The organism is Serratia sp. Je.1.23.a, assembly GCF_051129805.1.
Lineage (GTDB): Bacteria > Pseudomonadota > Gammaproteobacteria > Enterobacterales > Enterobacteriaceae > Serratia > Serratia liquefaciens.
Window position 1 is genome coordinate 635,966 of the sequence record NZ_JBCPSR010000001.1, and the last position, 25,409, is coordinate 661,374.

The window sequence follows — 25,409 nt, forward strand, 5'->3', positions numbered from 1 at the left end:
ATTAACTCAATGCCCTTCCTCTGAAAACAGGACGACAACCGTGATAACCAACGATGATAGCCGCTGGGCCGACTTATTCTCTGGCAAAAATGGCGCCAGTGCGATCGCGCTCTCACTCGGCGTAGCGCTGCATGCGATCAATATTCTGGTCGCCACCACCATTCTGCCCTCGGTGGTGCAGGATATTGGTGGCCTGAATCTGTATGCCTGGAACACCACGCTGTTTGTGGTGGCGTCGATTCTCGGATCGGCGTTATCTGCACGCCTGCTCAGTGGTTACGGTGCACGCAGTGCCTATCTGGTGGCGTCGCTGTTCTTTATTGCCGGGGCAATGCTGTGTGCATTGGCGCCGTCGATGCCGGTGATGCTGATAGGTCGCACCGTGCAGGGGTTCGGCGGCGGGCTGATTTTCGCGCTTTCGTACGCCATGATCAACCTGGTGTTTGAGCAAAGACTTTGGCCGCGGGCAATGGCGCTGATTTCGGCGATGTGGGGTATTGCTACGCTGGTGGGGCCGGCGGTGGGCGGCATTTTCGCCGAACTGAACGCCTGGCGCTGGGCCTTTGGTATCCTATTGCCAATCATGGTGTTGTATGCCGGGTTCACCTTCCTGATCCTGCCGAAAGGCAAACCGCAACAGCAGGCAGCGCCGCTGCCGGTAGCCCAGCTGTTGCTGTTGGCGGTGGCGGTGCTGGTGGTATCCGCCGGCAGCCTGGCCGACAGCGCCTGGGTCAATTTTGGCGGTATTGCATTGGCCGTGCTGATGATGGTTTGGCTGATTCGCCGTGAAGCACACTCCCGCGCCCGTCTACTGCCTCAAGGCGCTTTACGCCGCGGTTCCCCTCTGGCTTCGCTGTATATCACCGTCTCCCTGCTGGTTGTGGGCATGACCAGCGAAATCTTCGTGCCTTATTTCCTGCAAACGCTGCACGGGCAGTCACCGCTGATTTCCGGCTATATCGCAGCCACCATGGCGGCGGGCTGGACGCTGTCGGAGATCCTCAGTTCGGGCTGGCGCAGTGCGGGTATGCGTCGGGCCATTATCAGCGGGCCGCTGTTTGTGTTTGTCGGGCTATTGGCCCTGGGCGTATTGATGCCAACGCCTTCCGGTGGTCATTGGTCGGCACTGACGCCGATTGTTATCGCTCTGACAGTGGTGGGGTTTGGTATCGGTTTTGGCTGGCCACATCTGCTGACGCGTATTCTGCAAGTCTCGCCAGAGGCGGATAAGGATATTGCCGGCGCGTCGATCACTACGGTGCAACTGTTTGCCACCGCGTTCGGTGCCGCGTTGGCGGGGATGGTCGCCAACCTGGCCGGACTGAACGTGCCGGGTGGGGCACCGGGTGCCGCCTCCGCCGCGCGCTGGCTGTTCCTGCTGTTTGCCTTGGCGCCGCTGCTGGCGGTTTTTAGCGCCTGGCGCTGTGCGGCGATTACTCCACCTGTTGTGGCAACCAGCGATGCCGAGGTTGCGCTGGCATCGCCGGGGCTGTCGCTCTCTGTCACCCCTGTGAGCGAATGCGTTCGTCCTGAATAAGGCGGGTGCCGCCTGCTGAGTTTTATAACTTCGCAGGGTTTACTTTAAAATCTGATTGACGAATCCCGTATTTGAGATTATTTCTCTTATATGGGATTCTTCATGTCAGGGCTATAGAGATCATGGATAACGGAGTGGACAGCGCCGACCTTCGCTTGGCGCAACGGCTGTCTGATTTACGCCAGCAGCAGGGCTGGTCGCTGGAAGCGTTGGCGCAGCAAACCGGCATCAGCCGGGCAACGCTATCGCGGGTTGAGCGTGCGGAAACCAGCCCGACCGCCTCGTTGTTGAACAAACTGTGCGCGGCGTATGGGCTGACCATGTCACGGCTGCTGAGCGAGGTTGAGGACGAACCGCCCGAGTTGCTGCATCGCGAACAGCAGACGGTGTGGGTTGATCGCGCCAGCGGTTTTCATCGTCGTTCGGTATCGCCGCCCGCCGCCCTCTATAAGGCGGAATTTATCGAGGGCACGCTGGAGGCCGGCGCGGTGATCGCTTATGACGCCCCTTCGATACACGCGCTTGAACACCATTTATGGCTGCTGGAAGGCCGGCTTGAATTGACGCTGGAGGCGCGAACTTTTCAGCTAGAACCGGGCGATTGCCTGCGTTACCGCTTGTTCGGCGCTTCAAAATTTCATGCACCCGGCCCCGAGCCGGCCCATTACACCCTCGTTATCTGCAGGCCATAATCATGATTGAGATACAGCAATTGAACGTCGATGCGGTACAGAGTGCGATCCCTGAACTGGCGGCGATGCTGCATGCCAGCGTCTCGCAGGGGGCGAGCATCGGTTTTGTCATGCCGTTTAGCCTTGAGCAGGCGCAGGCGTTCTGGCACCGTCTGTTGCCGGCTATTGAACGGAAGGAAAGGCTGCTGCTGGTGGCCCGAGATCGAGATGCCGGAAGGGTGGTCGGTACGGTGCAACTGCTGCTGGATATGCCTGATAACGGCCGCCACCGGGCGGAGGTGGTGAAGCTGATGGTGCACCCGGATGCTCGCCGTCAGGGCATTGCCCGCAGCCTGATGTTGCAGGTGCAACAGCTGGCGGTTGAGCATCAACGGCATTTACTGGTGCTGGATACCCTGACCGGCGACACGGCGGAAGGCCTGTACCGTCGGCTGGGCTTTCAACTGGCGGGCAGCATTCCGCAATACGCTCGCGCCAGCAATGGCGGTGCGCTGGATGCCACCAGTTATATGTATAAATTGCTCTGACTACCCCGTCGTTTTTCAAGCGTTATCGCCTAAGGGGGCGAACGTATCGCCCCCTTAATCAGAACGCAGCCAGCGCCGTCCCTGCAAGGCTCAGGAAGTTATTGTCCGTTCCAGGCCTTGATTGCCTGTTGGCGAATCTGCAGCTTTTGCTCTGGCGTCAGCTTGTTATAGTCCTTCGCCATGCCGCTTTCCCAATCGCCGTACAACGGATTGGGCAACACGATAAACTCGGTGCCGAATTTGCTTTGGTTGTCGGCGACGAACGCCCGCCGCTGCGCGTTATCTTTGTGGTAGGTCGCGGCGCCGAAGTCGTTCAGGTTGTCACCGGCGTAAACCACGATGTCGTAACCGGCGTTCTTGATTGCGTCGAAACGCGTCTGCTTGTTGGAGGTATCACCGCTTAACAGCACGGTTTTTTCCGACATGCCGGTGAAGCCCAATTTTTGCATATTGGCCAGCGTGGCGGCGTATTCAGACTGTTTGCGGTTAGAGACGTAAAACATGGTGCCCTGATGGCTGTTGACGTAGCGGGCAAACTGCACGGCACCTGGCACCGCGCCGGCCTGTTGCGCCTGTGACCACTTCGCCCAGGTGGCAGCGGCGAAAGGTTGGCCCTGCTGCGCCTGCCAGCCGGAATAAGGGCTGTTATCCAGCATGGTTTCGTCCAAATCGACCACCACGGCCTTCTTCTTGCCCGGCGCGGCCTTGGCCTGATCAAAGGCCAGCCTGGCGCTGTTGAAGGCCTGGTGCGTCAGCGCCTGATATTCGCCGGATTGCTGGAACCAGTTCAGCGCCAGCACGGATTGCTCCGCCAACTGCTGTTGGGCCTGCCGATCGGTTTTTGCTGGCTGCACGCAGCCAGTCAGGGTCACCAGCGCAATGCCGATCGCCGCGCCGAGGGCCATTTTCTGTCTCATTATTCCTGCCATAAATAAATCACTCTCTGATTGTTATTGTGGTGTGTTCAAGGTCATCGTCATTTCAAACTGGCGCAACGCGTCCTGCTGCCAGCCGAGTCGGTCGAAGAAGGGGGCGGCCACTTCAGGAACGTAAACGTTGGCTACCAGCGGTAACGGCGCAAACTTCGCCTGTAATGCAGCCAGCATGGTACGGGCATGGCCCTGACTGCGGTGCTGCGGCGGCACGTAGATCATGCGCAAAAAGCACTTGTCGACGCCCAACTGCACCACCGCATAGGCCTGGTGGCCAAGGCTGAAAGCATGGGGTTTGCCGGGTAGCTTGAACAACGATTCCGGCGCGATCAGCCAGGGCAGGTCGGTGGCACCCTCGGCAATCAGGCGGTGAGAGACGAACAGCGGGTCGATCTCTTGCAACTGCGCAACTTCGGCAAGTACCGGCGTAGCGGCCAGATGCCCGGTCAGCGTACGGACGATTTGCAACCCGGCCCGATGGTAGAGCGCCAACGCTGCCTCGTTCCCTTCAATCACTTCCAATGACAGTTGACGATCGCCGCGCTGATGCGCGTCGGCGACAATGCGCTTCATCAAGGCTTTTCCCAAGCCTTTGCCGCGCATTTCCGGATGGATGGAGAGTGCCGATATCCGGCTGTGCAGGCCACGGCGGCTGATCAGCGCCAGCGCTACCGGTTGTTGCTGGTGGGTAACGATAATGCTGTCGTTCAGGCTGAGGTCTTCGGCACCAAAACGGCGGGCGAAGGTATCACCGTCAATCACGAAACGTACAATATAGTTTTCAAAACAATGACAAAGGATCTGCGCCAGCTCGTCGCTGCTGTAGCGCAGGGCGCTTTGATACTCGAAGCTTTCATCGGTGTGCATGAGCTTTCCCTGTCTAAGGCGGAAGCTATACATCTAGACCCGATTGTTTTATAAGGCAAGTTTCCGCGTGCGGTTACGGGATATGCAGCGGTAAATGAGGCAGGAACAGGCGGTAAAAGCACAAATGAAAAAACCGGGCGTTGCCGCCCGGCGAAGTAACTCTGGGTATAAAGTGAAGCTAAGGTTTGCAGTGGTGGTTATTCATCACATCAGAACTGGTAGGTCAGGGCGACGGCAATCACGTTGTCGTCTTTCAGACCCAGCTTGTTATCGCCGTCGAGTTGGTTGATTTTATAATCGACATAGGTCGACATGTTCTTGTTGAAATAGTAGTAGGCGCCAACGTCGATATATTTCACCAGGTCGGCGTCGCCGATGCCTTCAATATCTTTGCCTTTCTGCTGAACATAACCCAGCGATGGACGCAGACCGAAGTCGAACTGATATTGAGCAACCAACTCCAGACCTTCCGCCTTATTGGCAAAGCCGCTTACGGAAGTGGAATTATTATTGATAGTGGCGGTGCCGGAGATTGGCGCGATATTACGGCTTTGCGAATAGGTCGCTGCCAGGTAAACATCGTTGTTGTCGTATTTCAGGCCGCCGGCCCAAATATCAGCTTTGTCGCCCTTACCGAAGGTGCCCGCTTTTTGCCCGGCAGTACGGTTGGAAGAGGCATAGGCGGCACCCACGCTCAGGCCGTCGATGATTTCATAGCTGGAAGACAGACCCCAACCGTCGCCGTTCGCCTTGCTGTTGGAACGGCCGTCGTTTTCGTTCTTGCCCTGGTACTGTACCGCGAACTTCAGACCTTCGACCAGGCCGAAGAAGTCATTGTTACGGTAGGTTGCCACGCCGTTGGTACGACCATTCATAAAGTTGTCGGTTTTGACGTAGGCGTCATCACCGAACTCAGGCAGCATATCCGTCCAGGCGCCGACGTCATAGATAATGCCGTAGTTGCGGCCGTAGTCGAATGAACCGATATCTTTATATTTCAGACCGGCGAAGCCCAAACGGGTTTTGGTATCTTTTGTGCCGTCAGATTCAGAGTGGTTGGCTGCTATTTGATATTCCCACTGGCCATAGCCAGTCAGCATATCGTTAATTTGAGTAGCGCCTTTAAAACCGATACGCACATAGGTTTTATCGCCATCATTACCGGCATCGTCAGAGAAATAGTGCAGTGCTTTTACGCGGCCGTAAAAATCAAGTTTGTTGCCGTCTTTATTGTAGATTTCTGCTGCCTGTGCTGTCTGCGCAATTAAAAGTGCCGGAATAATAACGGCCAGAAGATTACGTTTCATGATTTACCCTGCTTTATTCGATTGAAAGACGCTTATCATCAGTAGTACTGCTGTTTCACTGTGCCGCCTGTTTGTTTGCAGCGAGGATTTTTTACCGTAGTTATGTGATCTATTTATGACAAAATATTCATTTCCATGTCGAACGATTAAAAATCTCGCGGAAAGCGTCTGTTTCTTCTACGGGCACCCAGAATTCCCCGTGATGCCTATCAGGTCGCTGCCAAAAATCATGCGTGAGATTTATACGTTGACGACTTCCTTCAGCGCATCAGGAGGGCTTATTGTCCTGTTTATGTGAATGATTGATGCTGAAAATCCCGATTTTCACCCATGCGGGTTGAGGGTAGCGTAAAGCTTCCCTTAAGCAGCAGGAGTGCAAGATGCAACCTTCCCAACAGGCTGGCCAGCAGGCATTTGGCGACATTGCCCCCAAGTTGGCGCAGCTCAGCGACAGCGTATTATTCGACGATGTATGGCAGCGACCGGGGCTCACGCCGCGCGAGCGCAGTCTGATCACCGTGGCGGCGCTGGTGGCGCTCAACCGCGTGGAGCAGATGCCGTTTCATCTGCAACTGGCCGAACGCAATGGCGTGAGCGTTGAACAGCTCGCCGAGGCGATCACTCATCTGGCGTTTTATGCCGGTTGGCCAGCGGCGGCCTCTGCCGTGGCACGCCTGCGCGAATTGAAACAGGAGTAGTCCCATGCCATTCAGCCGTATCGCTTTGCATCAGGGCAAGTCAGCGCAATATCTGAAAACCTTATCTGACAGCCTGCACCAGGCGCTGGTCGAGACTTTTAGCGTGCCGCCGGCCGACAAGTTTCAGGCCATTGATCAATACCGCCCCGGCGAGCTGATTTACGATCCCCATTATCTCGGCGGCCCACGTTCGGCGGATTATGTGCTGTTTTACATCACCATTGGCCGTCCGCGCGATACCGCCACCAAGCAGCGTTTTTATCAGCGGTTGGCGGCGTTGCTGGCAGAAAACCTGCAGTTGAGCCCGCAGGATGTGATGGTAGTGATTACCACCACCCAACAGGACGAGTGGTCGTTCAGTGCGGGTCGCGCTTCAATGATCGAAGGCTAGGCTGACGCAGCCGACCGTCTGTGGGACAATAGCGCCATCATTTCGTTGAGATACAGAGTTGAATGGCGCTCTCCCCCGCAGTTAAAGATCAGATTGGCCAGTGGTACAAAGCCCTGCAGCAACAAATACCGGATTTTATTTCCCGTGCACCGCAACGGCAGATGATCGCCGAAGTCGCGAAAACCCTGGCCGGAGATTATCCGCGCCACCTGGCGATTGAGGCGCCGACCGGCGTGGGCAAAACCCTGTCGTACCTGATCCCAGGGATCGCCGTAGGCCGCGCGGAGAGCAAACCCCTGGTGGTCAGTACCGCCAACGTGGCGCTGCAGGATCAGATTTACAGCAAGGATTTGCCGTTGCTGAAGAAGATCATTCCCGATTTGAAATTCACTGGCGCCTTTGGCCGCGGGCGCTATGTTTGCCCGCGTAATCTGGCGGCATTGAGCACCGACGTCAGCGAGCAGGGTGATCTGACGCTGTTCCTGGATGACGAACTGGCGCCTTCCAGCGGGGAAGAGCAGGCGCTGTGCCAGAAACTGAGCAAAGCGCTCAGCCGCCATGAGTGGGACGGGTTGCGAGACCACTATCAGCTGACGATCGACGATCCGCTGTGGATTAAGCTCAGCACCGACAAGGCCAACTGCCTGGGGCGTAACTGCCACTACATCCGCGAATGCCCGTTTTATATCGCCCGTAAAGAGATTGAAACCGCCGACGTGGTGGTGGCTAACCATGCTCTGGTGATGGCGGCGCTGGAAACGGAATCGGTACTGCCCAACCCGAAAGAGCTGTTGCTGGTGCTGGACGAAGGCCATCACCTGCCGGAAGTGGCGCGTGACGCGCTAGAGATTGACGGCGAAATCACCGCGCTGTCGACCAATTTGCAACTGGACATGATCGTGCGTCAGGTTGAACAGTGCATGACGCAATATCGCCCGAAAAGCCCACCGGGGCTGACCAACGATGAACGTTTGAAAAATCACTGCGAAGAGATGCGTGAGCTGATCCAGATTTTCGAGCATCAGGTCAGCGCCTATCTGCCGACCGACACCGTGATTGCCGAACACCGGTTTGAAATGGGCGAACTGCCTGCGGAGATGGTGGAAACCAGCGCACGCTTGTTCAAGCTGACTGACGCGTTGCGTGGGGTGGCGGAATTTATCCTCAACGATCTCAGCGAGCAAACCGGTAAGCACGACATTGTGCGACTGCACCGTTCAATCATTCAGATGAGCCGCACCCTGGGTTATCTGGAGGCGATGAGCAAACTGTGGCGGCTGGCGGCGCTGGACAAGTCTTCCAATGCGCCGATCTCCAAATGGGTCACGCGCGATTTGCGCGATAACGTGACGCACCTGTATTTGCACTGCGTAGGCATTCGCGTGAGCGACCAGCTCGAAAAGCTGTTGTGGCGCAAGGTGCCGCATGTGGTCGTCACCTCGGCGACTCTGCGTTCATTGAACAGCTTTGCGCGCCTGCAGGAAATGAGCGGGCTGAGCGAGAAGGCCGGCGATCGTTTCGAAACCCTGTCTTCGCCGTTTAACCACGTTGAGCAGGGCAAGATTGTCATCCCGAACATGCGTTTCGAACCGGCGATGGCCAACGAAGCTGAGCATCTGGAAGAGATGGCGCGCTTTTTCCGCGCCGAGCAGGCCAGCGGCAAACACAAGGGCACGCTGATCCTGTTCAGCAGTCATCGGGCGATGCAGACCTTCCTCAGCTACGTGACCGATTTGCGCCTGATGCTGTTGGTACAGGGTGATCAACCGCGTTATCGCTTGGTGGAAGAGCACCGCAAGCGGGTCGAAAAAGGCACTGCCAGCGTGCTGATCGGCCTGCAGTCGTTTGCTGAAGGGTTGGATCTGAAAGGGGAATTGCTGACCCAGGTGCATATTCACAAGATCGCCTTCCCGCCGATCGACAGCCCGGTGATCCTGACCGAAGGCGAGTGGCTGAAGTCGCTGAAGCGTTATCCCTTCGAGGTACAAAGCCTGCCGAGCGCTTCGTTCAACCTGATCCAGCAGGTGGGCCGACTGATCCGCAGCAACGAATGCCACGGCGAGATCGTGATTTACGATCGCCGCCTGCTGACCAAAAGCTATGGCTCGCGCCTGCTGGCGGCATTGCCGGTGTTCCCCATCGAACAGCGTGAGGTGCCTGAAGCCGACAAGGCACACCAGGCAGCGCTTAAATCCGCCGCCGAAGCGGAGAAAAAGAGCAAGAAGCGCAAGAGCCCGTTCGCCCGCAAACGTACCCGTTAATCACAGCATTGGCGGCAGGCGGCGTTTCACCGGCGTTGTTTTGACGATGGAGGTATTGCTCTGTGCGCGCTCGGCCAGCCGATCGAGGATCTGGTCGAGTTGCTCCATCGAATGTGCCACCAGGCGCACGATAAAGCAGTCTTCGCCGGTCACCTTGTCACACTCAACCACCTCCGGGATCTCCTGAATCATTTGCTCGACCTTTTTCAGCATGCCCGGCAGCGGTTTGATGCGCACCAGCGACTGAAAAGCGTAGCCCAACGCCTGCAAATTGACGTTCAGGGTGTAGCCCTGGATCACGCCGCTCTCCTCCAGCCGCCGCAGCCGCTCCGAGGTACTGGGTGATGACAACCCGACGCTGGCGCTGAGGGTTTTCAGCGATACCCGCGCATCCTCTGCCAGCAGGTTCAGGATTTGACGATCGATAGCATCCATAGGCTCTCCATTAGGTGTTTTTCAATTCATGCCTTAATTAAAAAGGAATTTAAGCATTATTGCCTTTTTTATGCCATGGAAACCGCTGCAGGAAAGCCGCAAGCTAAGTGCATAGGCTTACTGTGAGGAAACCAAGATGAATGCAGAGATAAAACGCGGCTCGCTGGAGATGATCGCCGCGATGCTGATTTCCGGTACCATCGGCTGGTTTGTGCTGATGTCCGGCCAGCCGGTGATCAACGTGGTGTTCTGGCGCTGTGCGGTAGGGGCGCTGGTGCTGCTGGCCATTTGTGCTGCGCTGGGGCAGCTGCGGCGCGACAGCCTGACGCGTACTACGTTGCTGGTGGCAATCGCCGGCGGCGTAGCGCTGGTGGTTAATTGGCTGTTGTTGTTTGCTGCCTATTCCTATGCGTCGATCTCCATCGCGACGGCGGTGTATAACACGCAGCCGTTCATGCTGGTGGCGCTGGGGGCGCTGTTTCTCGGCGAGAAGCTGACCCTGCGTAAGCTGTTTTGGTTGGTATTGGCGTTTATCGGCATGACGCTGGTGGTGTTGGCGCAGCCCAAACAGGCCGGTGGACAGAACAACTACCTGATGGGCATTTTGTTGTCGCTGGGCGCGGCATTTTTTTACGCGCTGATGGCGCTGGCCGCCAAACGGCTGAAAGGGACGCCACCGCACCTGATCGCCTTGATCCAGGTAACGGTCGGCGCGCTGATGCTGTTGCCGATGGTAGATTTCCACGCGCGGGCCAATGCCGGACAGTGGGGCATGCTGGTGACGGTGGGCGTATTGCACACCGGGATCATGTATGTGTTGCTGTATGGCGCGATCCAAAAGTTGCCGACCAACCTGACAGGTTCGCTGTCGTTTATTTATCCGATCGCCGCCATGCTGGTGGATCGCCTGGCGTTCGGTCACCGATTGGTGGCGCTGCAGTTTGCCGGCGCTGCCCTCATTTTGCTGGCGGCGGCAGGCATGAACCTGCTGGGGGAGCGCCGCGTTCGGCTAGCGGCTGCGCCAGGCGGCAAGCAGGCCCCCGAACAATGACAACGCCAATAACAACAGCATCACCGGCGTGTAGCCGTAGCTCGGGTAAATCAGGGTCGCCACCGCCAGGCCAACGGCGCCGCCGAGATTGTGCAGTGTCCAGGTGATGCCTAACGCGCCGCCGCTTTGCGACTCGCTGACGCTGTTGAGCGTCGCCAACACCAGCGGGCCGAGAATGCAGCCCCAGCCCAGCCCCATCAGGGCGAAGGCCCCGAGCAGCAGCGGCAGCGGGCTGTCGACGCTAAACCGGCTTTGCAGGGCGGCGGAGCCGGCAAGGGCGGTAAAACCGAGGATCAACGTCGCGCGAGGGCCGGATTTATCCACCCATCTGCCGACCCAGGGCGAGAGGGCTGCCATCACCGCGGTGGTTGGCAGCAACAACAGTCCCAGCATCGTTCCCTGGTAGTGGCGGGTGTTCTCCAGGTAAATCGGCATCAAAAAGAAAGCGGCGCAGTAGAAAAAGGCCAATAGCGCGCTCATCAGGCAAACGCGCAAAAAGGCGGGACGCCGCAGCAAAACCAGCGGTACCAGCGGCGAATGTGCCCGTCGTTCAACCGGCAGTAGCAGGCCGAGCGCGGCGAGCGCCAGTGCAGCTGTTAACCCGGTTTTTGCGCTCAGCCATCCCCATTGGCTGCCCTGACTGATGGTCAGCAGCAGCCCGGCAACGCCGATCACCAACAGCAATAAACCGGGGATATCCAGCCTGCTGCCTTGTTGGGCGCGAGACTCTCGAACGGTTCCCAGGCAGAAGGCGAAACTCAGCGCAATCAGCGGCACGTTCAACAGAAACACCCAGCGCCAGCCCAGGGAACCGACCAACAGGCCACCGGCCACCGGGCCGATCGCCAGACCCAGGCCGTTGACCGCCAGCAAAATGCCGATTGCACGACCGCGCTGCTGCGGCGGCCAGGCATCGGCGACAATGGCCGTAGTGGCGGTGTACAGTACCGCGCAGGCGGCGCCCTGCACAAAACGCCAGACGTTGAGCAGCTCAATACTGCCTGAGAGCCCGGCGCCCAACGACGCGGCGGCGAACGTCAGCATTCCGAAGTACAACACCCGACGACGGCCATACAGATCCGCCAGCCGCCCGGCGCTGACCATAAAGGCGCACAGTGCCATCACGAACAACGTCATCACCCATTGTACGCTGCTCAGGCTGGCGGCCAGCTCACGCTGGATCGCGGGGATGGTGGTATTGACGATGGTGAAATCGATACAGCCCAAAAAGCTGGCGATACTGATGCCAATCAGCAGACGCCATAGTTGGGGGGTGCCGCTGTCGGTCAGAATTTCACTGCGTTCGCTCATAGGGGTTTCCTGGCAGAGAAAGAGTGCGTTCAGTTTACTCAGCGAAGGCGGTAGCCAGTGGCGTTGTTTCATCGTTTAATAGGCGAATTAATATCGCCAATAGGGCAGGCCTGATGATTTCCAGCGAACGATTACATGCAATCCGCGCCTTTGTGCAGGCGGTGCAGGCCGGTGGTTTTAGCCGTGCCGCCGAGCAACTGGGCCTTTCGCGTTCAACGGTAGGTAAAGCCGTGGCTCGGCTGGAACAGCGGCTGCAGGTGCGGTTGTTCCAACGCACCACGCGCAGCCTGTCGCTGACCGATGAAGGGCAGTTGTTCTATGACGATTGCCTGAAGGCGCTGGCGGCGCTGGAAGCGGCGGAAAACCAGCTGGCGGTTCGGGCCCAAACGCCGGAGGGACGACTGCGGGTATCGCTGCCGGTGCTGTTCGGCCAAAAGTGGGTGATGCCGCCGCTGCTGGCATTGGCGGACCGTTACCCGAAATTGCACATCGAAGCGTTGTTTTCCAACCGTGCGGCAGATTTGGCGGAAGAGGGGATCGATTTGGCAGTGCGGATCGGTTCGCCGGGTGATGCCGCGGCCATCACCGCCCGGCAACTGGGTGAGCAGCAGCAAATACTCTGCGCAGCTCCGGGTTATCTGACACGACAGGGGGAACCGAGCACGTTAGCAGAACTGTTGCAGCATCAGGCGATTGGCTTACTGCGTGATGGGCGTAGCCAGCCGTGGCATTTGCTGGATGAACAGGGGAAAGCTCAGCGGCTGTCGCCACCGGCCCGTTTAAGATTGGGCAATATGGAGGCGGTGCTGGGGGCTGCCTGCGCCGGTCAGGGGGTTGCCATGCTGCCGCGTTGGCTGGCGCATGATGCGCTGACGGCCGGGACGTTGCGTGAGGTTTTACCCGGCAGCTGCGGTGCGGGGCTGGCGATTAACGTGGTCTGGTTAAAAGGGACCGGCATGCCGTTACGGGTGAGGGTCGCCATTGATGCCCTGCTGGCGGCCTTCACTCCCCAAGCGCCGTGGCAATGATTTGGCGCTGGTAAACGCCGGTGGCGCGGCTATGATAAAGCCTGCTTCCCACCATGCTGCGTACGGGTGACTTATGATCGATGCTTCCACCATTTTGCTGTTTTCCGGGGCCTGTCTGGCGCTGACGGTGACCCCTGGGCCGGATATGTTGCTGATTGCCTCGCGCAGCGTTAGCCAGGGGCGCCGTGCCGGTTTCGCGTCACTGGCGGGGATCCAACTGGGTACCTATTGCCACGCGCTGGCGGCGGCATTAGGCCTGTCGCAACTGTTTGTCGCGGTCCCGCTGGCCTATGATGCGGTGCGTATGTTGGGCGCTGCTTATTTACTGTATCTGGCGTGGAAAACGCTGCGATCCGGCAGCAGTTTGCAGGCTTCTGCGGGGTTGGCGGCGGTACCGGCTGCACGTATTTTCCGGCAGGGATTATTCACCAACATTCTTAACCCAAAAATGGCGCTGTTCGTTTTAGCGCTGTTCCCACAGTTTATCGATCCACATGCCGGTTCGCTGGTGGTACAAATGCTGTTGCTGGCGACGGTGTTAAATCTGGTGGGGTTGGTGATTAACGGTGGGTTGATCCTGGCGGTCAGCGGCATGAAAAACCGTTTTATCGGCCGCCGCTTCAGTGCGCGCTGGCCGAATTACCTGTTGAGCGGCGTGTTCGCCGGGCTGGCCTGCAAGCTGATTTTTGACAGCCGCAAATAGCCTTACTCCTGCAAGGATGCTTCAAAAGCCGCGCTGGCCGGGCATTGCGGCAGCGCGCTGTACATCACCAGCCGCAAATGATTTTCTTCATCGACAATAAACGACGCATGTTCGAAGGTCACCTGGCCGGCGCCCGGCACAATGAACGTGCGTTCTCCCTGGCAGCGACCGTGAATGTCATGCTGTTGCCACAGCTGACGGAACTGAGGCGAAACCTGCTCCAGCGCCTGCACCCGCTGTTGCATGGTGGCGTCTTGTGGCGCACGCGCATAGTCGCGGCGAAAGCTGGCGAGGATTTGCGGTGCCTGCGCTTGCCATTCCACCAGCCGTTGATTGAGTTGGGGATCGGCAAACAGCATCCAAAGCATATTGCGCTGATCCGCCGGGCGATCGCCAATCGCGAATAGCCGTTCCGCCGCCGGGTTCCAGGCGATGATGTCCCAGCTCAGATTCATCACGTAAGCCGGGCGCAGTTGCAGATCGTCCAGCAAGCGGCGCGCCAGCGGTGAAACCTGACACCACTGATGACCGACCGGTACCGGCGGGCGTTGATGCGCCAGCAAAAACAGATGGTAGCGCCCGGTCGCATCCAGCTTTAATACCCGCGCCAGATTTTCCAGAAAATCGACCGAAACGTTGATTTCCCGCCCCTGTTCCAGCCAGGTGTACCAGGTCAATCCTACGCCTGCCAACGCGGCGACCTCTTCGCGCCTCAACCCCGGCGTACGGCGACGCGTGCCGCTCGGTAAGCCGACGGCCTGCGGTGACAGCTTCTCGCGTTTTTGACGCAGGAAATCCGCCAGATCCTGACGGGTTCGGTTGAGGGTACGCGGTGGCATAGCGGCCGTCCTGTTGCTGTTAGTAATAGTATAACTGGCTATATAGTAACAGTTTATGACATGTTCCATACTGCTGCCATCGTAATCTTTGGAGGCACGTATGGAACAGTCATTAGCACAAGGCGATCGTCGTCTGGTGGGGTTACCGGTGTTGCTGTTGGGCGGTTTTGTGACGGTGTTTGACCTGTTTGTGGTGAACGTCGCGGCGCCGGTGATCCAGCAGCAGTTCGCGGCCAGTTTCGCTGGCGTGGGGTTGATCATTGCCGGTTATGAGTTGGCATTCGGCGTGTTGTTGATTGCCGGTGGACGTCTGGGCGATCGCTTCGGGCGACAGCGTATGTTTAGCCTCGGCATGCTGGGGTTTTCGCTGACGTCGGCGCTGTGCGGTATGGCTACGTCACTGAGTATGCTGATCGTTGCGCGTTTTCTTCAGGGCGCGGCGGCAGCGCTGCTGTTTCCGCAGATATATGCGTTGATGCGCGTATTGTACAACCCACATCAGCGGCGGCGCGCCTTCGCCTGGCTGGGGATGACGCTGGGGCTGGCGGCGATTTTCGGCCAGATATTCGGCGGGTTTATTATTGAAGCCGATGTTTTCGGCAGCGGCTGGCGTATGATTTTTCTGATCAATCTGCCGATTGGCGTATTGGCAATCGTGGCGGCGCGTCGCATTCCCGAGTCACGTCTTGAACAAGCACAGCGGCTGGACGGCATGGGCTTGCTGTTGGCGGCGACCGGTTTGCTGTTGCTGCTAGTGCCCTTGTTGGAAGGGCCATCGCGCGGCTGGCCCTGGTGGGTATTACCGGCGTTGGCTTGCGGAATTGGCATGCTGTGGGCTTTTATTCGTTGGGAGCGGCGTCTGGCGCAGCGTTCTGGGGATGCGGTCCTGGATCCTGCGCTGTTGCGGCAGGGCAGTTTTGCCCCTGGGGTGGGCGTGGTGCTGGCGATTTACTCGACCGCCTCTTCGTTCTTTCTGTGTTTTGCCCTGCTGCTGCAAGCGGGAATAGGCCTGACGCCGTTTCAGGCCGGTAGCCTGTTTGCCCCCGCCAGTGCGGCATTTATGCTGGCCTCGTTCCTGGCACCGGGGCTGGTGCAACGCTGGGGGAACGGCGTGCTGGCGCTTGGCGTCGCAGTCTATGCCGCCGGAATGGCGCTGCTGGTGGTGGAGGTGCTGTCGGGCGCGGCGTTGGTACAGCCGTTGTGGTTATTGCCGGGGCTGGTGATCCTGGGCTTCGGCCAGGCGCTGAGCATGACGCCTTTGCTTAATTTGGTGCTCGGGCTGGCGAAAGAGCATCATGCCGGCATGGCCGCCGGGGTCATTTCGACCGTGCAGCAGGTGGGCGGGGCGCTGGGGATTGCCGCCAGCGGCGCGTTTTTTGTTCCCCTGTTGGCGGGCGGTGCTGGCGCAGAACGTTACGGACAGGCGTTTGCCGGCGCGATGGTTTACAACCTGCTGGCGATGGCCGTTGCCTTCGGCTTGCTGAGGTGGATCATCCGAAAACAACGCAAACTGGCCCTTCAGTAAACCCATGGCGGGTGTTATTGCTATTTACCGCCAACCGTAAATCCCCAAGGAGCCAAGGTAATGTATCTGCCCGCCTCATTCCGTGAAGACCAACTGGACGCTCAAATTGCGCTGGTGCGCGCCAACCCGCTCGGCATGTTAATCAGCCAGGGGGAGCAGGGCCTGGTGGCGGATCCGCTGCCCTTTTTAATCGATGCCGATGAGCAGGGTAACGTCCTGCTGCGGGCGCATTTGTCCCGTGCCAATTCCCATTGGCGGCTGTTGCAGGCTGCCAGTGAGTGCCTGGTGATTTTTCAGGGAAGAGACGGATATATTTCCCCTGGTTGGTATGAGACCAAACGCCGGAGCGGCAAAGTGGTACCCACCTGGAATTACAGCGTGGTACAGCTGCGCGGTACGCCACGGATCACGGAAGATGCCCGCTGGCTGCGACAACAGCTGGAGGGTTTAACTGCGCTGCAGGAGGGGCGTCAACCTGAACCCTGGCGAATGGAAGATGCTCCGGCCCACTATATTGCCGCACAGATCCAGGGCATTGTCGGCATTGAGATAGTCGTAACCGAACGTTTGGGCAAATGGAAAATGAGCCAAAACCGCAGTGCCGAAGACGCTGATGGGGTGATCGCCGGGCTGCGAGCAGGCGATTCGGACCAGCAGCAACTGGCGGATGAGGTTGAGCGTCGACGCGGATAGGGTATGCTGATCCCAGATTGGATCAGGGGACAGCAGAACGATGGATTACACCAAAATTATCAAAGAAATCGGCCGTGGCAAAAACCATGCGCGCGATCTGGATCGGGAAACCGCTTTCCAGCTCTATCAAAAGATGCTGGCCGGTGAGGTGGGCGAACTGGAGTTGGGCGGTATTCTGATCGCCCTGCGGATTAAAGGCGAAGCCGAAGAGGAAATGCTCGGTTTTTATCAGGCGATGCAGCAACAGGTGATGCGTCTGCAGGCGCCGCAGGGGCGGCCGATGCCGGTGGTGCTGCCAAGCTATAACGGAGCACGCAAGCAGGCGAACCTGACACCGCTGTTGGCGTTGTTGCTGACGCGCGTCGGGTTGCCGGTAGTGGTGCACGGCGTGTTGGACGACAGTACCCGGGTTACCAGCGCGGAAACTTTTCAGGCGCTGGGCCTGCCCTGGTCGCCAGACGCTGCCCATGCCCAACGGCGTTTGGATAACGGCGAAACGGTGTTTATCCCGGTCTCGGCGCTGTCTGCCCCTTTGGATCTGCAACTTGGCCTGCGCTGGCGCATAGGGGTACGTAACAGCGCCCATACGCTGGCCAAACTGGCAACGCCGTTTGGTGAACAGGATGTGTTGCGCATTGCCAGCGTGTCGCATCCGGAATACGTCGGTCGGGTGGCTTCTTTCTTCCGTCAAATTGGCGCCCGTGGCTTGCTGATGCACGGCACCGAAGGGGAGGCGTACGCCAATCCTCAGCGCTGCCCGCAGATCCATTACATCGTTAACGGCGAGCAGCAAGTGTTGCTGGAGCGTCCGGAGCAGGATCCCACGCCGGAGCTGCCGGCAGCCAAGGATGCAGAAACCACCGCTCGCTGGACTGAGCGTTGCCTGGCGGGGGACGTGGCGATCCCGCTGGCGATCCAACGCCAGATCGCCTGCTGCCTGTTGGCCGCCGGTGAAGTCGACACCCTGGAACAGGGACTTGAACGTTTACGCAGCGCGTAAAACCCTTGTCTATACTGGAATATTTCGCTAATCGGCTGAAAGGATGGTTATGCAACAGGCTCTCGATTACTTCAATCAATTGAATCAGGACTATCTTGAGGTGCACCGCACCAAAGAAGATTTGTTTTGGCAGAACTATATGGGTATTGGCGATGAGGGCGTTTCGGCCCGCTTCTCGGCGGCGGAAAGCGCCTATAAACGTTTTATCGCCGAGCCGCGTCGGTTAGCGGAAATTCGTCAACTGTTGGCCGGGCTGGAGGCCCTGCCGCAGGATGCTCAGCGAGATGCGCTGCAGCACGGGCTGAACGGTTGGCTACGCTTTTTTGATTGCAACGCGATTGAAGATGCCGAGGCTCAAACGCTGTTGGATCAAATCATCAGCGCTGAGGCGGATCTTTATACCCGCCGCAAGGCTAACCCGGTCAGCCACTTGAATGCCGCCGGGCAGCGGGTGAACGCCTCGCTCGGCGAGCTGTTGACCAATCAGGCGACCAATGAAAATGAAGAGTTTCGTCGCAGCTCGCAGAACGCGCTGCGTGAACTGGAGCAGTGGCTGTTGCATAACGGCCTGCCGGAGCTGATTAGCCTGCGAAACCGTTTTGCTCGCCAGATGGGCTTTCGTAACTATTTTGACTACAAGGTGAACAAAACCGAGCGTATGACGCCGGAACAGCTGTTCGCCATCCTTGATCGCTTCGAGCAGCAAACTCGTGAAGCCAACTCACGAAGCCTGCAGCAGTTGGCGGCGGAGAAGGGTGAACAGGCGCTGGAACCCTGGAACGTACGTTTTGCCAGCGCCGGTGATGTGACCCGCCAACTGGATCCATACTTCCCGTTTGCCCAGTCGCTGGAGCGTTGGATCAACAGCTTTAAACGGCTGCATATCGGGTTTCGCGGTGCGCAGATGGATCTCGATCTGCTGGTGCGCGAGGGCAAGTATGAAAACGGGTTTATGCATGGGCCAGTGCCGCCGTTTATCCAGCAGGGCAAATGGCTACCGGCACGCATTAACTTTACCAGCCTGGCGCAGCCGGATCAGGTCGGCAGCGGGGCTCATGGTTTAAATACCTTGTTCCATGAAGGCGGTCACGCCGCGCACTTTGCCAATATCTGCCAGAATGCGCCCTGTTTTTCGCAGGAATTCCCCCCGACCTCGATGGCCTACGCCGAAACCCAGTCGATGTTCTGTGACAGCCTGCTGGACGACGCCGATTGGTTGAAACGCTATGCGAAAAACGCGGCGGGTGAGGCCGTGCCGGATACGTTGATTGAGGCCAGCATCGCTGCGCGTCAGCCGATGCGTGCGTTCAACGAACGTCATATTTTACTGGTGCCTTACTTTGAGTGGGCGTTGTATCAGTGGGATGACGAACAGCGCACGCCGGAAGCGATAACCGCACTGGCACGTGAAGTTGAACAAAAAATATTGGGCATCAGCGGCAGCCCGCGGCCGACGCTGGCGATCCCGCATTTGTTGTCGCTGGAATCGGCCTGCTCATATCAGGGCTATCTGCTGGCGCTGATGGCGGTTGAGCAGACGCGACACTTCTTCTTGCAGCGCGACGGTTACCTTACCGATAACCCGGCAATTGGTCCGGATCTGGCGCGTCATTACTGGCTGCCGGGTAACGGTGTCAGCCACGATGACACGCTGCGTAGTTTGACCGGTGAAGGTTTCAATCCGGACTATCTGGCGCAGGCCTGTAATCAGACGGTGGCGCAGGCCTGGCAGGCTGCGCAGCAAACCATAGCGGCTGCGGTTGCCCGGCCACAGCCGGCGGCAGACTTCGATTTGGCGGCACATATCCGCGTGGTGGATGGCGATCGCGTGCTGGCCGATAACGCCGAAGGCGATGAAAAGATGTGCCGTGATTTCGCCGCGGCGATTAATGCCCGCCTGAATTAAATAGCCATAAAAAAGCCCGCCGATAGCGCGTATCGGCGGGCTTTTTCATTGTAATCCGTTAATTACTTGTAGATTACCGCGGTGCCGTGCATCAGGTTGTTGCCGCCAGCGGAGGTAATGGTGAAAGCTTTGGCACCGGCCGCATCGGCTTTGGCGGACAGTTGCGCTTTCAGGCTGCTCAGGTCGGTCGCGCCACTGGCAGAGATCACACCGGCCTTCTCAAACTGTGTGGCATCTTGTGCGCTGACGTAGTCGGCAGCAAAAGAAGTGAAAGAGACGGCGCTCAGAGCGATAGCAGCAGCAAAAGTTTTGATGTTTTTCATGATAGTCATTCCTGTCTTGTTTTTAAGGGAGAAAGGCGTTTTCCTTTCGATGGAGTGATTATTGCGCAGCGACAGGAAGGATGAAATCGGAGAGTATTGATAATATCGTTCAGTTTATTTGATTATTAATTAAGCCCTCCCTCCAGAGGAGGAAAGGGCCGTTTATTATCGTTTTTGCGCATCCGGGCGAACCAGATCGAAACGGTGTTGCTCCGAGATGCCATAGTAGGCCGTCGGCCCGCCGGCGCGCAGGATAGGTTCGGCAGCAGCGGTCTGATAAACGCCGTGTTGGTCCAGCAGTGACGAATCGATATGTACCGCGACCACTTCTCCCAGTACCAGCCAGGTATCCACCTTTTCTCCGTCGGCGCTTTGCAACTGAATGCACTGTGACAGGCGGCATTCAAAGTTCACCGGGCTTTCCGCCACCCTTTCCGCTTTCACCCGACGGCTGGGCAGCGGCGTCACGCCGGCAAAGGCAAATTCATCTTCACCGCGGGCCAGGCTGGCCGAGCTGTTGTTCATGGCATCGGCCAGCGGGCGCGTCGCCAGATTCCAGACAAACTCCCCGGTTTCGACGATGTTTGCCACGCTGTCTTTCCAACCGCTGCTGGCGAAACCGATGATCGGCGGGCGGTAGTTGAAGCAGTTGAAAAAGCTGTAGGGGGCCAGATTGCGCTGGCCGCTCGCGCTGACCGATGAGATCCACCCGATGGGGCGTGGGCCGATGATGGCGTTCAGGGGATCGTGCGGCAGACCATGGCCTGTCGCGGGTTCGTAGTAATATCGGGACTGACTGCTCATAAGTGACCTGGGGTGGCTAAACAGAACTTTTATTCTGACGGGTTTCCCGTCGGCTGCAAGTTTGCCGCTGCTTTATGGTATCTTACGCGCCAGAAATACCTTTAAGAGAGCCCGTCACGGTGGAAAAAAAGAAAACCTTCCCGCAGCAGAAAAGCGGCCTGCACCCGCGTAACCGTCATCGCTCGCGCTATGATTTCCCGGCGCTGATCGCCAGTTGCCCTGCGCTGGAGCCGTTCGTCAAGCCGAATGCCTGGGGCGATATTTCGGTAGATTTTGCCGATCCGGCGGCGGTTAAAATGCTCAACCGTGCGTTGCTGCAACATTTTTATGGTATCGAACATTGGGATATTCCCGCCGATTATCTGTGTCCGCCGATCCCAGGGCGCGCCGACTATTTGCACCACCTGGCCGACTTGTTGGCGACCAGCAACGGCGGTGAGATACCGCGTGGTAAAGGCGTGGCGATCCTCGACGTAGGCATTGGCGCTAACTGCATTTACCCGATCGTCGGCCTGCGTGAATACGGCTGGCGCTTTACCGGTTCAGAGATCGATCCGGTGTCGCTCAATTCGGCCAAAATGATTGTCGAGATGAACCCGACACTGAGAAACAGCGTACGTTTACGTTTGCAAAAACAGCCTGAGTTTATCTTTAACGGCATCATTGGCGTGGCGGAGAAGTTCGACGCCACGTTGTGTAACCCACCGTTCCACGGTTCAGAGCAGGAAGCGCAGGCGAGTACCCGCCGCAAACTGCATAAGCTGGGCAAGGGTGAGGTGGCGGATAAGCCGGTACAGAACTTTGGCGGCAAAAATAACGAGCTGTGGTGCGAAGGCGGCGAAGAAGCCTTCGTGCGTAAAATGGTAGAGGAAAGCGTGAGTAAGGCGCAAAACTGCCTGTGGTTCACCTCGCTTATCTCCAAAAACACCACTTTGCCATCGATTTACCACGCGTTGAAGCTAGCCGGCGCCGCCGAAGTGCGCACCATTGAGATGGCGCAAGGGCAAAAGATCAGCCGTTTTGTAGCCTGGACCTTCCACGACGCGGAACAGCAGGCTGCCTGGGCGGCAGAACGCTGGCGTTAATTTCGGGGTTTGCATAGATTTTTGTCGGTATGGGAGATAACTCCCATACCGGCTTTAGGCTTGACTCCCTTTCTTGACATATTCTATTAAGATTCCTTAACTGTAGCCATACTAATAATAGCTATCCCAGCAGTGTGCATCGTCTCTCTCCATGTCGCAGGAGACAGGTTGCGGCACCGATGTGCCGTATCTTTCATTCGATACATTAGCGGGGGGTTATTATGATTCCTTTATCTATGCAACAAGAAGTCGGCGCCCTGATTATCGGTATTTTTGGGCGTCTGCCAACGGTTTCAGAAATCGACTATTACGACAGTCAATTTGATATCAGCGGTCAGCCGCCGGCTTATATTGCCAGTTTTTTAATGAGTCAGCCTGATGCCGACTGGATGAACGGCCTGAGCGAATACGATATTCTCTCCTCAGTCTATCTTTCGGTTTATAACACTTATCCTGATCCGGATTATATTAACGAGCTGCTTATTCAGGGCCATTTCAACAGCGCGATCGCCAGTGTGGTCATCAGTCTTTTTAATTATCTTGGTGACGATCCCGCTATTCTGGCGCAGCGTGATGCGTTGGACCAACGGATTGCTGAGGGTCTCTTTCCTTCCGTCGCTGCGGAAGCTGTCGGAGGGGCAGGCGATGCCATCGCTATGTTTTACCTGCTGAAAGCCCCTTGGCTAGCTGACGAAATCAATTCGTATGGCCGTCAGATTAATCAGGGGGGAGATCTGGCTGTTCTGGCGCAGGAAAAAATAGAGACCTTGCCAATCAATAATCTTTCTGACGGCGATTTTATTCAACAGTTGTTTGAACAGGGTTTCGAGCGTTCGCCAACGGCGGCTGAGCTGGCCGATTATCAGCATCAACTGGCGGAAGGGGCGACACGTGGTGAGCTGCTGGTTGCCATGATTGAGCAATTACGTGGCGAAGTGGCACCGGCAGATCAAACTGCGCAACAGCATTTTAATGATGCCGGTTATGAATATCCATCGGGGGAGTTGCCCGCAACGGTTTATTTGGAACAGGTGGCAGCACTGTTCCGCGCTATTCCTGAACGGAGTATCGATGCCGGTTCATTGGATACCTGGAGCAAAACCCTGGCCTCTGGCACCCTGAGCTATGCTGAGTTGGTGGCTGCCCTGTTGGCAACTCCCGAGTTTCAGGAACAAATTGGCAACCTGCAGGGGGATGCTTTTATTCAGCACGTGTATCAAGCCGTTCATGGCAGGGCAGCAGATGAGCAACAGTTGGCGCATTACCGGACGTTGGGTGGCGACAAGGGGCTAATCACGCAGGCCGTGGTTGAGGATCTGGTGACTAGCGACATCATCGGCGGCGTTACTCAGAGTGAGCAATGGGCGTTTGCCCGCGAAATTGGGCGAAGCCTGGGCTATAAAACCACGGCTTCGCTAAGCACCAGCGAAGAGGGCGGAAATGCCTACGGGACGGTAAACACTCATGTCGGACACTCGTTGAGCAACGCCGAAACTGCGGTACTGTTCCGGGTTTTCCTTAATGCAGATACGGATGCCGCAGTGGATCTGAGCTACGCTGCCCAACTTTCCTATCTGATTATCAATGGGGATGGGGCTGCAGCCATTCAGTTGCACAACAATCCGAACGTCAAATATGGCGTGGCGGTGACCGTAAATAATGCTAACGTCACCCTCGACGGTACCTACGGTAGCGATCGGGTACAGTTAACCGAGCTGGCCGATGTCGCTGCCGCAACCGGGAATTTTAATCTGAGTGAGGGCAATGACAGCCTGCTGTGGGCCGGGAACTCTACCGGAGGCGCCAATCATGTAGGTTGGTCGCTGAAGGCTGACGGTGGCGCAGGCATGGACATTCTGTCCGCTAATCTGATCGTCAAACTCACGTCCACGCTAGACCTTTGGGGAATGCGTGTCAGCACGGTTAGCAGCAACGCTGCAAATTTCAGCCATTTTGAGCAGCTTGATCTGGCTGGTTATATCGGCCAGGCCGAAGCGACCCTGAATAAGGTCAGTTGGAGTGGGATTCAGACGGTAAAACTGGCCACTGAAGCGCACGTTTTTGACTACGGCGTGATAAGCGGTAACGCAACGGTTGAGGGAACCCTAGGTGGGTATGTCATTCAGGATCGGGTGGCAAACGATCTTGGTAGTGGTGGACTGTTGCTTTCCGGCCGGGCAGATAACGTTAAAGTGATTAACGCCAATGCGCAAGCCGCACGGCTTGAATTCAGCAGTGTGGGCAATCAGTTTGACAGCCGGATCGAAATCGATTTCCTGGAAAATGCTACTCACCGCGTCGATCTGTTATTTTCCGGCAGTGGAAACGTCGGATTTTTGGCGCTGGATTCCCACGGCAGTGAAAATCCGCTGGAGCTGATTGCCATCAATGCCGCGGGTAGGGGCCTCAGTGCACTGACGTTGACCGGCAGCAATGACCAGGTGCATGACATTGTGCTTTCGGGTCGTTCGAGCTTCAACCTGACGTTGGAAGAAGGGTATCACAATGTGGGTTTAATTGACGCTTCAGCCTTTGTTGGCAACGCGTTCACTCTCAATTCGGCTCATGGCGGCAGCGGAAACGGTACGCTGATTCAGATGCTGGATTTACTGCCCCTCAGCGGCGCTAGCCAGGCGAAATTAGCTCCGTTATTGGTCGAATTGGGGCTGGTGGGTGAGCAATTGTTAGTCAAAGGTGGGGGCGGCAATGATCAGTTCAATATCATGGGCGATACCACGCTAATCGCAGGTGCAGGGAAAAACAGTATAACTCTGCAATCAAGTACGGCAGCTTCCGGCGTCACTCTCAAGGGATTTTCACTACAGCAAGACAGCGTTACTGACGTTTTGTCTGGCGTACGCTTATCCCATAATGCCGGGTGGAGCTCATTGGCAGATTACGGTACCAGCGACGGTCAAAATATTGAAGGCCGGATCGGTGCGCTGACAGATGAACAGATGGGGAGCCCTAGCCAACTGCTGGCGGCACTGTTGGATCTGGACAGACCGGGGGCGCTCAGCGCTAAGGTGGGGGTGAGCAGTGTATTGGCCGATCAAAACAGCAGCTATATTATTGTCGACAATAACGACGATCACCGGCTGGATGCTGCAGACAGCGTGATCTTACTTTTGGGCCAGGATCACCAGATGTTACTTAGCGAACTGCGCTATGTTCCACCGGAGGTCACTGTCACCGGTTCGGCATCAACGGAGGAATTATTGGTTGCCTGAATCTTGGTTGTTTGATTAATGTACTCTGGTGCCGGTTATTTGACCGGCACCTATAAATCTTCGCGTTTCCCTTTCAATTTCCGCATGTTGCGTTATTCTCAATACGTCGTCAAATACTAAAAATCTTAAATAAGTTATTTATTCAAAACACAATAGTTACCTTACTTAATTGATATTTTAATCCGGTGAGTTTTATCTGCCAGGAGAATGAGGCCTGCCTGTTTCTCAGGGTGATGCACGTCTGCGTGTGGGCGCGGCGTGCAG

23 protein-coding genes are annotated in these 25,409 nt (G+C 57.1%); 15 read left to right on the forward strand and 8 right to left on the reverse strand.

The features are described from left to right. Nucleotides 1-40 precede the first annotated feature (40 nt). The 3 genes from AAZT04_RS03165 to AAZT04_RS03175 all read left to right on the forward strand — a co-directional run bounded on the left by AAZT04_RS03165 (nucleotide 41) and on the right by AAZT04_RS03175 (nucleotide 2,756). Entirely contained in the window at nucleotides 41-1,537 is a 1,497-nt protein-coding gene (locus AAZT04_RS03165; RefSeq protein ID WP_048761485.1) for an MFS transporter, read from the forward strand. Between the two features lie 122 nt (nucleotides 1,538-1,659). Then, entirely contained in the window at nucleotides 1,660-2,229 is a 570-nt protein-coding gene (locus tag AAZT04_RS03170) for a helix-turn-helix domain-containing protein (RefSeq protein ID WP_048761487.1), read from the forward strand. 2 nt (nucleotides 2,230-2,231) lie between these two features. Beyond that, on the forward strand, nucleotides 2,232-2,756 hold the full coding sequence (locus AAZT04_RS03175) for a GNAT family N-acetyltransferase (protein ID WP_020825882.1): 525 nt from the start codon (nucleotides 2,232-2,234) through the stop codon (nucleotides 2,754-2,756). A 98-nt stretch (nucleotides 2,757-2,854) separates the two neighbouring features. Here the strand turns inward: AAZT04_RS03175 and AAZT04_RS03180 are convergent, their stop codons facing one another. The 3 genes from AAZT04_RS03180 to ompC form a co-directional block, all read right to left on the reverse strand. After that, nucleotides 2,855-3,673, reverse strand: coding sequence for a 5'-nucleotidase, lipoprotein e(P4) family (locus AAZT04_RS03180; RefSeq protein WP_371078401.1), 819 nt, complete (start codon nucleotides 3,671-3,673; stop codon nucleotides 2,855-2,857). A 33-nt stretch (nucleotides 3,674-3,706) separates the two neighbouring features. Continuing rightward, the gene (locus AAZT04_RS03185; protein ID WP_129983538.1) at nucleotides 3,707-4,555 is read right to left on the reverse strand and encodes a GNAT family N-acetyltransferase; all 849 of its coding nucleotides are present in this window, start codon (nucleotides 4,553-4,555) and stop codon (nucleotides 3,707-3,709) included. A gap of 209 nt (nucleotides 4,556-4,764) precedes the next feature. Continuing rightward, entirely contained in the window at nucleotides 4,765-5,862 is a 1,098-nt protein-coding gene (gene ompC / locus AAZT04_RS03190; RefSeq protein ID WP_020825885.1) for a porin OmpC, read from the reverse strand. 380 nt (nucleotides 5,863-6,242) lie between these two features. On the opposite strand from ompC, the gene AAZT04_RS03195 reads away from it, so the two are divergent. The 3 genes from AAZT04_RS03195 to dinG all read left to right on the forward strand — a co-directional run bounded on the left by AAZT04_RS03195 (nucleotide 6,243) and on the right by dinG (nucleotide 9,212). Then, entirely contained in the window at nucleotides 6,243-6,560 is a 318-nt protein-coding gene (locus tag AAZT04_RS03195) for a carboxymuconolactone decarboxylase family protein (RefSeq protein ID WP_020825886.1), read from the forward strand. A 4-nt stretch (nucleotides 6,561-6,564) separates the two neighbouring features. Next, nucleotides 6,565-6,951 (forward strand): tautomerase family protein, encoded by a 387-nt coding sequence (locus AAZT04_RS03200; RefSeq protein ID WP_020825887.1) that lies wholly within the window; start codon nucleotides 6,565-6,567, stop codon nucleotides 6,949-6,951. Between the two features lie 62 nt (nucleotides 6,952-7,013). After that, on the forward strand, nucleotides 7,014-9,212 hold the full coding sequence (dinG, locus tag AAZT04_RS03205; RefSeq protein WP_262259267.1) for an ATP-dependent DNA helicase DinG: 2,199 nt from the start codon (nucleotides 7,014-7,016) through the stop codon (nucleotides 9,210-9,212). On the opposite strand, the gene AAZT04_RS03210 is transcribed toward dinG, so the two are convergent. Continuing rightward, nucleotides 9,213-9,647, reverse strand: a complete 435-nt coding sequence (locus tag AAZT04_RS03210) for an Lrp/AsnC family transcriptional regulator (protein WP_020825889.1) — start codon at nucleotides 9,645-9,647, stop codon at nucleotides 9,213-9,215. A 136-nt stretch (nucleotides 9,648-9,783) separates the two neighbouring features. On the opposite strand from AAZT04_RS03210, the gene AAZT04_RS03215 reads away from it, so the two are divergent. Then, a complete protein-coding gene (locus tag AAZT04_RS03215) occupies nucleotides 9,784-10,698 on the forward strand; it encodes a DMT family transporter (RefSeq protein WP_046374138.1) in 915 nt (304 codons plus the stop codon). On the opposite strand, the gene AAZT04_RS03220 is transcribed toward AAZT04_RS03215, so the two are convergent. Then, entirely contained in the window at nucleotides 10,657-12,009 is a 1,353-nt protein-coding gene (locus tag AAZT04_RS03220; RefSeq protein WP_262259268.1) for an MFS transporter, read from the reverse strand. The two genes, AAZT04_RS03215 and AAZT04_RS03220, sit on opposite strands and share 42 nt — an antisense overlap. 113 nt (nucleotides 12,010-12,122) lie before the next feature. Here AAZT04_RS03220 and AAZT04_RS03225 point away from each other — a divergent pair, with 113 nt between their 5' ends. Together AAZT04_RS03225 and AAZT04_RS03230 are read left to right on the forward strand one after the other, a co-directional pair. Continuing rightward, entirely contained in the window at nucleotides 12,123-13,037 is a 915-nt protein-coding gene (locus tag AAZT04_RS03225; protein WP_048761500.1) for a LysR family transcriptional regulator, read from the forward strand. A 73-nt stretch (nucleotides 13,038-13,110) separates the two neighbouring features. Next, on the forward strand, nucleotides 13,111-13,740 hold the full coding sequence (locus tag AAZT04_RS03230) for a LysE family translocator (RefSeq protein WP_020825893.1): 630 nt from the start codon (nucleotides 13,111-13,113) through the stop codon (nucleotides 13,738-13,740). 2 nt (nucleotides 13,741-13,742) lie between these two features. On the opposite strand, the gene AAZT04_RS03235 is transcribed toward AAZT04_RS03230, so the two are convergent. Further along, nucleotides 13,743-14,579, reverse strand: a complete 837-nt coding sequence (locus tag AAZT04_RS03235; protein ID WP_262259269.1) for a helix-turn-helix transcriptional regulator — start codon at nucleotides 14,577-14,579, stop codon at nucleotides 13,743-13,745. 100 nt (nucleotides 14,580-14,679) lie between these two features. Here AAZT04_RS03235 and AAZT04_RS03240 point away from each other — a divergent pair, with 100 nt between their 5' ends. From AAZT04_RS03240 to AAZT04_RS03255, 4 genes are read left to right on the forward strand one after another with little or no spacing between them, the layout of a single operon-like run. After that, nucleotides 14,680-16,104 (forward strand): MFS transporter, encoded by a 1,425-nt coding sequence (locus tag AAZT04_RS03240; protein WP_129983543.1) that lies wholly within the window; start codon nucleotides 14,680-14,682, stop codon nucleotides 16,102-16,104. A 60-nt stretch (nucleotides 16,105-16,164) separates the two neighbouring features. Continuing rightward, nucleotides 16,165-16,797: an FMN-binding negative transcriptional regulator gene (locus AAZT04_RS03245; RefSeq protein WP_046374132.1), complete on the forward strand. Its 633-nt coding sequence runs from the start codon at nucleotides 16,165-16,167 to the stop codon at nucleotides 16,795-16,797. A gap of 40 nt (nucleotides 16,798-16,837) precedes the next feature. Next, the gene (gene ybiB, locus AAZT04_RS03250; protein ID WP_434678949.1) at nucleotides 16,838-17,797 is read left to right on the forward strand and encodes a DNA-binding protein YbiB; all 960 of its coding nucleotides are present in this window, start codon (nucleotides 16,838-16,840) and stop codon (nucleotides 17,795-17,797) included. A gap of 49 nt (nucleotides 17,798-17,846) precedes the next feature. After that, nucleotides 17,847-19,703 carry a M3 family metallopeptidase gene (locus AAZT04_RS03255; RefSeq protein WP_129983545.1) on the forward strand — a complete coding sequence of 619 codons (1,857 nt, stop codon included), beginning with the start codon at nucleotides 17,847-17,849 and terminating at the stop codon, nucleotides 19,701-19,703. A 62-nt stretch (nucleotides 19,704-19,765) separates the two neighbouring features. Here AAZT04_RS03255 and bhsA read toward each other — a convergent pair whose 3' ends face one another. Together bhsA and AAZT04_RS03265 are read right to left on the reverse strand one after the other, a co-directional pair. Next, complete coding sequence (gene bhsA / locus AAZT04_RS03260) at nucleotides 19,766-20,026, reverse strand: multiple stress resistance protein BhsA (RefSeq protein WP_020825899.1); 261 nt, start codon at nucleotides 20,024-20,026, stop codon at nucleotides 19,766-19,768. A gap of 165 nt (nucleotides 20,027-20,191) precedes the next feature. After that, nucleotides 20,192-20,830: a flavin reductase family protein gene (locus AAZT04_RS03265; RefSeq protein WP_115059456.1), complete on the reverse strand. Its 639-nt coding sequence runs from the start codon at nucleotides 20,828-20,830 to the stop codon at nucleotides 20,192-20,194. Nucleotides 20,831-20,949: 119 nt separating this feature from the next. On the opposite strand from AAZT04_RS03265, the gene rlmF reads away from it, so the two are divergent. Both rlmF and AAZT04_RS03275 read left to right on the forward strand, forming a co-directional pair. Further along, on the forward strand, nucleotides 20,950-21,915 hold the full coding sequence (gene rlmF, locus AAZT04_RS03270) for a 23S rRNA (adenine(1618)-N(6))-methyltransferase RlmF (RefSeq protein WP_020825901.1): 966 nt from the start codon (nucleotides 20,950-20,952) through the stop codon (nucleotides 21,913-21,915). Between the two features lie 221 nt (nucleotides 21,916-22,136). Further along, nucleotides 22,137-25,145 carry a DUF4214 domain-containing protein gene (locus tag AAZT04_RS03275; RefSeq protein WP_434678952.1) on the forward strand — a complete coding sequence of 1,003 codons (3,009 nt, stop codon included), beginning with the start codon at nucleotides 22,137-22,139 and terminating at the stop codon, nucleotides 25,143-25,145. Nucleotides 25,146-25,409: the final 264 nt, after the last annotated feature.